Annotated in this window: 6 protein-coding genes and 1 tRNA gene; 2 read left to right on the top strand and 5 right to left on the bottom strand. The window is 74.6% G+C overall.

The window, feature by feature from the left end:
- Positions 1-195 precede the first annotated feature (195 nt).
- Genes ACIGG8_RS42545 through ACIGG8_RS42535 form a run of 3 tightly spaced genes read right to left on the bottom strand, consistent with a single transcriptional unit; the run spans position 196 to position 3,130 of the window.
- Positions 196-864, bottom strand: a complete 669-nt coding sequence (locus tag ACIGG8_RS42545) for a DUF6875 domain-containing protein (protein WP_396553948.1) — start codon at positions 862-864, stop codon at positions 196-198.
- Positions 861-1,586: a hypothetical protein gene (locus ACIGG8_RS42540; RefSeq protein ID WP_396553947.1), complete on the bottom strand. Its 726-nt coding sequence runs from the start codon at positions 1,584-1,586 to the stop codon at positions 861-863. The genes ACIGG8_RS42545 and ACIGG8_RS42540 overlap by 4 nt, the downstream gene beginning before the upstream one ends.
- On the bottom strand, positions 1,583-3,130 hold the full coding sequence (locus ACIGG8_RS42535; protein WP_396553946.1) for a pyridoxal phosphate-dependent decarboxylase family protein: 1,548 nt from the start codon (positions 3,128-3,130) through the stop codon (positions 1,583-1,585). Before ACIGG8_RS42535 ends, ACIGG8_RS42540 begins: the two co-directional genes overlap by 4 nt.
- A gap of 319 nt (positions 3,131-3,449) precedes the next feature.
- Between ACIGG8_RS42535 and ACIGG8_RS42530 the strand changes: the two genes are divergently transcribed.
- Positions 3,450-4,964: a multicopper oxidase family protein gene (locus tag ACIGG8_RS42530; protein WP_396553945.1), complete on the top strand. Its 1,515-nt coding sequence runs from the start codon at positions 3,450-3,452 to the stop codon at positions 4,962-4,964.
- A gap of 75 nt (positions 4,965-5,039) precedes the next feature.
- Here ACIGG8_RS42530 and ACIGG8_RS42525 read toward each other — a convergent pair whose 3' ends face one another.
- Together ACIGG8_RS42525 and ACIGG8_RS42520 are read right to left on the bottom strand one after the other, a co-directional pair.
- Complete coding sequence (locus ACIGG8_RS42525) at positions 5,040-6,542, bottom strand: FAD-binding protein (protein ID WP_396553944.1); 1,503 nt, start codon at positions 6,540-6,542, stop codon at positions 5,040-5,042.
- Between the two features lie 59 nt (positions 6,543-6,601).
- Positions 6,602-6,949: a hypothetical protein gene (locus ACIGG8_RS42520; protein WP_396553943.1), complete on the bottom strand. Its 348-nt coding sequence runs from the start codon at positions 6,947-6,949 to the stop codon at positions 6,602-6,604.
- Between the two features lie 556 nt (positions 6,950-7,505).
- Here ACIGG8_RS42520 and ACIGG8_RS42515 point away from each other — a divergent pair.
- Positions 7,506-7,585 (top strand) — tRNA-Tyr (locus ACIGG8_RS42515).
- Positions 7,586-7,699 lie beyond the last annotated feature (114 nt).

Here is a 7,699-nt window from a genome sequence, read left to right as displayed (position 1 = left end):
TCACGGTGTAGGAACCCCGATCTTCTCAAACCGAAAGCGCACCTGTCGTCGTATCAGCCGCCATCCTCCCCCACTACCTGCGGATTCAGGTCTGACCGCACGGCCCCCTCGAACCCGACGGCGCCGCACACGCGCGAGCGCGCGCGGAACCCGGCGTCGGCCGGCTCCGCGCGCGCAGCGCGAGCAAGGGGCGGGTCAGGAGGAGACGGCGCCCTGGTGGGCCCGCACACTGGACACCAGCTGGTCACGGATCCGCGCCGGCACCTCGGGCGCGAAACGCGCCAGGTAGTGGTTCAGATGGGTCTCGTCACCCGTCAGGAACGGCAGGTCGAACACCAGCAGCTTGCGCACCGCCAGCAGCGGCACCGGCGCCCGCAACGGCCGGAACGTCCGGTTCCACAGACCCGGCTCCTCACACACCGGATGGAACTGCCCGATCATCAGGCCCTGCTCGACGAACTCGTCCTTCGCCTTGCGCTGAGCCTCGTCCAACGCCGTCGAATCGCCGCGGTCCAGCGCGGGCAGCACCAGCAGCACCGTCAGCAGCTCACGGTCCGACTCCTCCGTCAGCCCGGCCAGCAACTCGTCGTAACGAGCGCGCAGTTCACCCACCAGCGCCGGAAGATCCCCGTCCCCGTCACCGTCGGCGACCGCGATGTGGAACAGGCCCCGGCGCAGCGACGGCTGGGTGTACGGGCACACCGGGCCGCTGCGCCCCAGGTCGGGGTGGGCGGTGGTGAGGAAGCGACGGGCCCAGTCGAGGACCTCCACGGCCTCGGGGTGCGCGGCGGCGTGGCCGGCGTCGATGCGCTCGGCGCTGAACAGGCGCAGCGCGCTCTCGGCGGCGGGTGCGGGCGCGGTCATCGGGGCCCCCGCCACACCGGGGCCAGGCGGGGTCCGCCGCCGGGCAGGGCGATGGCCTCGCCGAAGCGGGTGAAGCCGTGGGTCTCGCACAGGCGGGCGCCGCCGGTGGAGCTGGTCTCGGCGTAGGCGGCCTGTCCGGCGGCGTCGACCTCCGCGAGGACGGCCTCCAGCATCGCCTCACCGGCGCGGGCGGAGCGGGCGCCCGGGTGCACGCCGATGAACGCGAAGTAGTAGTGCGGGCGGTGGCGCGGGTGGCGGCGCTCCTGCAGGCGGGTGATGGCGTCCAGACGGCGGGCGCACTCGCCGTGCCGTCCGGCGTCGATGGCCTCGGCCAGGGCGCGGGTGGCGGCGCCGTCGGCGTGCCCCGGCTCCTCCCACACCCCCGGCGGCAGGAACAGCAGCGCCCCCAGCAGGGTGCCGGCCTCGTCGGCGGCGACCACGACGCCCCGGTGGGCCAGGCACTGTTCGAGGTGGACACGGAAGAACGCGGGCATCACCCGGGCACGGTGCTCCGGGTCGGGGAAGGCCCACAGCATCAGCGCGTCGTCGGCGAAGGCCTCGGCGAGCAGGGCGGCCAGGGCGGGCGCCTCCTGCGGGCGGGCCCGGCGTACGGCGACGCCGCCAGCCGCGGCAGCCGCGGCGGCCGCGGTGGTATCGGCGGCCCCGGCGGCGGGCCGCGGGGCGGTGCCCGTGGCAGCGGGCAGGGTGGTGACGGTGGTCAACGGGCACTCTCCTCGGGCGAGGTGACGGACGAGGGGGCAGGGCGTGCAGGCGGTACGACAAGCGTGGGGGCAGACTGTGCGACGGGCGTGGGGGCAGACGAGGGGAAAGAGGAGGACGAGGGGGAGGGGGAGGGGGAGGGGGCGGGCGCGGCCACCGCTTCGGCGACCGCCTCGGCTGCCAGCTCCGCGACCCGCGCGTGCAGCCGCGGCAGCCACGCCTGCGCCTCCGGCTTGATCAGCACACTGCGCAGCACCCGCGCCCCGTCCGCGTCCGCCACCACCCCCCGGTGACGGCGCGCGAAGTCGGCCGCGTCCACCCGCAGCACGCTCAGGAACACCGGGTCCTGCTCATCGGCCATGCCCCGACGCAGCACCCGCCCGCTCGCGGCGTCCACCGCCGACAGCGCGGGCACCCCCGCCGGGGTCGGGAAGTACGTCACGATGTCCAGCTGCGGCCGCTGGAACAGCGTCAGCTCACCACTGGCCTCGATCAGATCGGCCCAGGCCAGCGCGGCCCGCCGCCCGGCCACCAGACCGGCACCCAGCCCCTGCACGCTCAACGGCAGCAACTGCAGCGTCAGCCACAGCGCCGCCGCCGAGGCACCCGCCCGCGAACACTCCAGGCTGATCTCACCCAGGTGCAGCTCGGCATCGGTGAAGTAGGTGTACGGCGAGTCATGGGCGAAGTGCCGGCCGATCGCCGGGTCCGCGAACAGCACCGCACCGCACCCGTACGGCTGCAGGCCGTGCTTGTGCGGGTCCACCGTCACCGAGTCGCACCCGGCGATCGCCCGCCACGGCGCCACGTCGATGCCCAGGTCCGCCGCCACCGCGTCGTCCGCGGCCAGCAGCGCGAAGAACCCGCCGTACGCGGCGTCCACGTGCACCCGCGCCCCGTACCGGCGCGCCAGCGCCAGCACCTCGTGCACCGGGTCCACCGCACCGGCCCCGGTGGTCCCGCACGTGACGACCACCGTGCCCACCCGCCCGGTGCGCAGCACCTCCTCCAGCGCCCCCGGATCCATCCGCCCCTCCGCGTCACACGCCACCGCATGACCCGCCACACCCAGCACGTGGCACATCCGGCTGTGCGTGTAGTGCGCCTGCGCGCTGTACGCCACCCCCTTGCCGGGATGGCTCTGCCGCGCCACGTACAGCGCCTCCAGATTGGCGATCGTCCCGCTGCTGGTCAGATGACCCACGTGCGCGGGCAGGCCGAACATCGCGGCCAGCTGCGCCACGCACTCGCGCTCCATGTCGTTGGTCGCCGGCCCGCCCTCGTAGGCGTGGTTGTTCGGGTTGAAACGCATCGCCGTCAGATAGCCCACCAGCGCCGCCGGGTGCGGCGGCTTGACCATCTGCCCGGCGTAACGCGGGTGGAAGAACGGGTAGTTGTGCTCCAGACGCTTGGCGAAGCGCTCGAACGCGGCGGCGAAGTCCGCCTCGTCCACCAGGTGCGAGGGGTGCGCGGTGAAAGCACCGAACCGCTCGCCCCACCGCTCGGCCACCTCGGCCGCCCTCGGCAGCCAGTACCGCAGGTCCACGCTTGGGCCCTTCCCTTCGAGTCCTCTGCGAGCCCACCGGGCCCGGGGCTGCCTCGTGCCGCGAGCCTTCCTCGACCGCACCCCGAGCCACCGTGAAGGCGCCGCGCAACGCGCCCGCAACACCCGCAGCTCACCGCCGCCCGACCCCCCACCGCCCCCACCCGCCCCCGCCCGCACCGCCCCCGCCCGCCCCCCGCCCGCCCGCACCGGCCCAAGCCGGACCCAAGCGGCACCCAAGGCGGCGCTGCTGCAATCACCCCCGGACAAGGCCGCCCCGCACCCGCAGGGCAGGCGGGGGAGCACGCGGGAGGAACACGCGATGGTGAGCAGACGCAGGATGATCGGCGCCGCCCTGGCGACCGGAGGAGGGGTCCTGCTCATGCGCACCACGCTGCGCCCGGCCGCCTCCGCCGACGCGGCCTCCGCCTCCTCCGTCCAGGACGCGGCCGCCCACACCCACCCGGCGGGCGACGCCCCCGACCCCGGGCCGGACGCCGGCCCCGGCCTGGTCGAGAAGTTCACCACCGCGCTGCCGGTGCCCCCGGTGCTCAGCCCGGTCTCCACCGACGGCGGCGCCGACACCTACTCCGTCACCATGCTCCGCTCCTACGCCCGCATCCTGCCCGGACACCGCACCGAGGTCCTCACCTACAACGGCGCCTTCCCCGGCCCCGTCATCCGCGCCCGCTCCGGGCGGCCGGTGATCGTGCGCCAGACCAACCTGCTGAACGACGCCGTCTCCGTCCACCTGCACGGCTCCCGGGTGCCCGTCGCCAGCGACGGCGGCCCGATGAACCTGCTGGACTCCGGCGCCAGCCGCACCTACACCTACCCCAACGACCAGCCCCACGCGAGCCTGTGGTTCCACGACCACGCCCACCACATGGAGTCCGAGCACGTCTACCGGGGCCTGGCCGGCACCTACCTGCTCACCGACGAGACCGAACGCGCCCTGCCGCTGCCCACCGGCCGCTACGACCTGCCCATCGCCCTGCGCGACGCCCGCTTCGACGCCTCCGGCAACCTCGTCTACCGCATGGACGACCCCTTCAACCGCACCACCATCCTCGCCAACGGCCGCCCCTGGCCCAAGGCCGAGGTCGCCGCCCGCCGCTACCGGCTGCGCCTGCTCAACTCCTCCAACCTGCGCTTCTTCTCCCTGCGCCTGGCCGACGGCGGCCCGATCACCCAGATCGGCTCCGACGGCGGCCTGCTGGAACGCCCCCACACCACCGACACGATCGACCTGTCGCCCGGCGAGCGCGCCGACGTCGTCATCGACTTCTCCCGCTACAAGGTCGGCTCCACCGTCGTCCTCACCAACTCCATGCCCCCCGGCCCCGCCGAACACGTCGGCCAGGTGATGCGCTTCGACATCGTGCGCTCCGCCGCCGACTCCAGCAGCGTGCCCGACACCCTGCGCACCCTGCCCGCGCCCGGCCCGGCGGTGCGCGAGCGCACCGTGGTGCTGAAGGTCGAGGAGGGCACCGGCGGCGCCGCGCCGCGCGGCACGATCGACGGCAAGGTGTACGACCCGGACCGCGTGGACGCGCAGATCGCCTTCGGCACCTCGGAGATCTGGACGGTCGTCAACGCCAACACCGACGTCCCGCACAACTTCCACCTGCACCTGGTGCAGTTCCGCGTGCTGGAGCGCAACGGCAAGGCACCCGGCCCCGAGGAGTCCGGCCTCAAGGACACCGTGCGCCTGCTGCCCGGCGAGAGCGTGCGCCTGCACGCCACCTTCGACTCCTACCGCGGCCGCTACCCGTACCACTGCCACCTGCTGGACCACTCGGCGATGGGCATGATGGCGCAGATGGAGATCGGCTGACACCCGGGGCCGGCCGCGCGCGAAGGACGCACGGCCGGCCCCTTGTCCGTCAGACCGGGTGGACGCCCTTGTCCGTCAGGCGGGGTGGATGCCCTGGCCCGGGGCCAGGATCCCCGCCGGGTCGAACCGGCGCTTGGCCCGCACCACCCGCTCCCACAGCCCCCCGTAGTGACGCCGCCAGTCCGCCCCCGTCATCCCCGGCACCGCCCCGATCAGGTACCGCTTGCCGCCCAGCTCCACCGCCCGGTCGTACAGACGCCGGTTGCGCTCCAGCATCGCCGCCGTGTCCGCCCCCGGCCCCGGGAACGCCAGCAGGTCGAAGTGCCAGCCCACCGCACCCTGCGGCAGCACCGCCAGCGGCGCCTTCACCCGCTCGCGCAGGTACGGGTAGAACAGCAGCAGCCCCGCCCCCAGATCCGCCGGCCCCAGCAGCGCGGCCGCCTCCGCCATGAACACCCCCGCCGTCGAAGCCGGCAGGAACACGCTCAGCCACGGCTTCGGCAGCCCCCAGAACCCCGCCGCCCGCAGGTACCCCGCGAACGCGTCCACCCGGAACGCGTACTCGCGCCAGCTCTGCTCCACCACCGACACCCCGCCCGCCGCCGGCCGCAGCCCGGCGAGGAGAGCCTCGCGCTCTACTGCGTGCCCCGCGTCCGCGAACGCCACCAGCTCCGCCTTGTACCGCCACCGCGACCCGTCCGCGCTGCGCTCCACGTCGCCGACCTGCAGGTCGAAGCGGCCCTCGGCCATCACCTTCTCCTGGTCGGCCAGGTAGGCGTCCAGGTCGTCGTAGTACAGCGAGAAGACGTGGGCGCGCTCGCGCACCGGCACCAGCGCCAGCGTCGCCCGCACGATGATCCCTACCTGCCCGCCGCCGGCCAGCACCGCCTCGAACAGCTCCCGGTTGCGCCCGGGCGAGGCCGTCAGCAGCTCGCCGGTGCCGGTCACCACCTCCAGCTCCAGCACCCGGTCCGCCTGCAGGCCGTAGCGCTGCACACCGCCGCCGATCCCGCCCACGCTCAGCGTGCCGCCCACCGACAGGTGCAGGTAGTCCGTCAGGCACGGCGGCACCCAGCCCTGCGCCAGCCCCGCCTCGACGACCTGCGCCCACGTCGCCCCGGCCTCCACCACCGCGCGCCCCGGGCGCACCGACACCACCGTCGACAGGCCGCGCGCGTCGATCGCGATCCCGCCGCGCGCATTGGCCTGCCCGTAGCTGGAGTGCGACTCCAGCCCCGCCTCGCCGACCTGCGCCGCGTCCCCGCTCTGCCCGTTGACGGCCACCGGGATGCGGTGCCTGCTCGCGAACGCCACCACCTGCTGCACGTCGCGCACCGAGCCGGGCCGCAGCACCGCCCGCGGCGCCTGCGCGACCAGGTGCCCGAAGTCGGAGGAGAACCGCTCCAGGCCCGCGCCCTGCAGCGTCACCGACCCGTCCAGCGCGGGCAGTTCGGCGACGTCCGCCCCGGGCTCGGCGGCCCACGCCCGGGCGGAGGTGTCCCAGCCGACGACGACGGCACCGGCCGCGGCGGCCGCCCCGGCCAAGAGGGAACGGCGGGACAGTCCCGACCTGCTCATACTTTTCTCCGATCAATCGTCAAATAGGGATCGTTGTACCGCAACCATCCCGCGACCGCCTACTGTCCCGCACGCCCCACCTGCTGCTCCGTCAGCCGAAGATCCGCCACCGCGTACTCCCACATCCGCCGCTGGTACGCCGGCGCGTCGGCCGGGATGCGGGCCGCCGCCGCCCGGGCCTCCGCCAGCAGCGCCTCCCGCGCCTGCGGCAGGCCCGCCACCCGCGGCCCCTCGGCCGCCTCCCGCAGCACCAGCGCCAGCCGGTAGGCGTACACGTGCGGCGTCACCGCGAACAGCGTCCGGTACACCCACAGCCCCTCCTCGCCGTGCAGCACCCGCTCGTTGTGGCTCAGCAGCCGCACCCGCGCCCTCAGCACCAGGTCCCCGTGCACGTTCGTCCCGCTCATGTCCTGCGTCCCCCTTCGTCGCTCTGCTCCGCACCACCGCCCCCCGGGCACGGCGCCGGCACGCACCGGGCTGCCCGCAACGGGGGCGCCGGCACGTCAGGCCGTGGAAGGGGGTGGGATGTTGCACGAGTCTGCGGCCCGCGCCCACCGCGCCGCAAGGGCGAACAAGGGTGTGCTGAGTCCTACCGGAACCTTGCCTGACCTGGCAGGATGGGGGTCGACAACCTCCCGGCGCCGGTCTTCGGGCCGGTCTCCGGGCCGGTCTCCGGGCCGGTCCTCGGGCCGGCGGAGCGGGGGAACGGAAAACCCTTTGCGGCCCGGTCCGGCGCTGCGGCACAGTGGGGGCGTACCGCGCCGGACGGCGCCGGACACCACCGCGCAGCGAAAGGGGGGTTCGCCATGACCGCCGTACCGGCCCGTGGCCGCGGTTATCACCGCCCCCCGTACGCCCGCCGCGCCGCCGCCCGCCCGTAGCCGGGCCCACCCGGTGGCCCGGGCGGCTGCCGTTCTCCTCCTTCCTCCTTCCGTGTCGTGCACGGGTGTCGACGCCCCCCGAGGGCGAGCTGGGCACCGGCGAGCCCACGGGCCTGTAAAGCCCCCGCTTCGGCTGTGGCGGTTCGAATCCGCCCTCGCCCACCGTTCCTACTGACTGTGCATGAGTTGCACGGCCGGACGCCCCGAACGGTCTTGGGTGTCCTGGTCTCCCGCGTTCGCTCCCACGGTCGGCGGCGCGCATCGTGTGCGCGGTCC

Origin of the sequence: Kitasatospora sp. NPDC085464, assembly GCF_044541955.1 — a bacterium.
GTDB lineage: Bacteria > Actinomycetota > Actinomycetes > Streptomycetales > Streptomycetaceae > Kitasatospora.
This window is presented reverse-complemented; position numbering and strand designations above follow the sequence as displayed.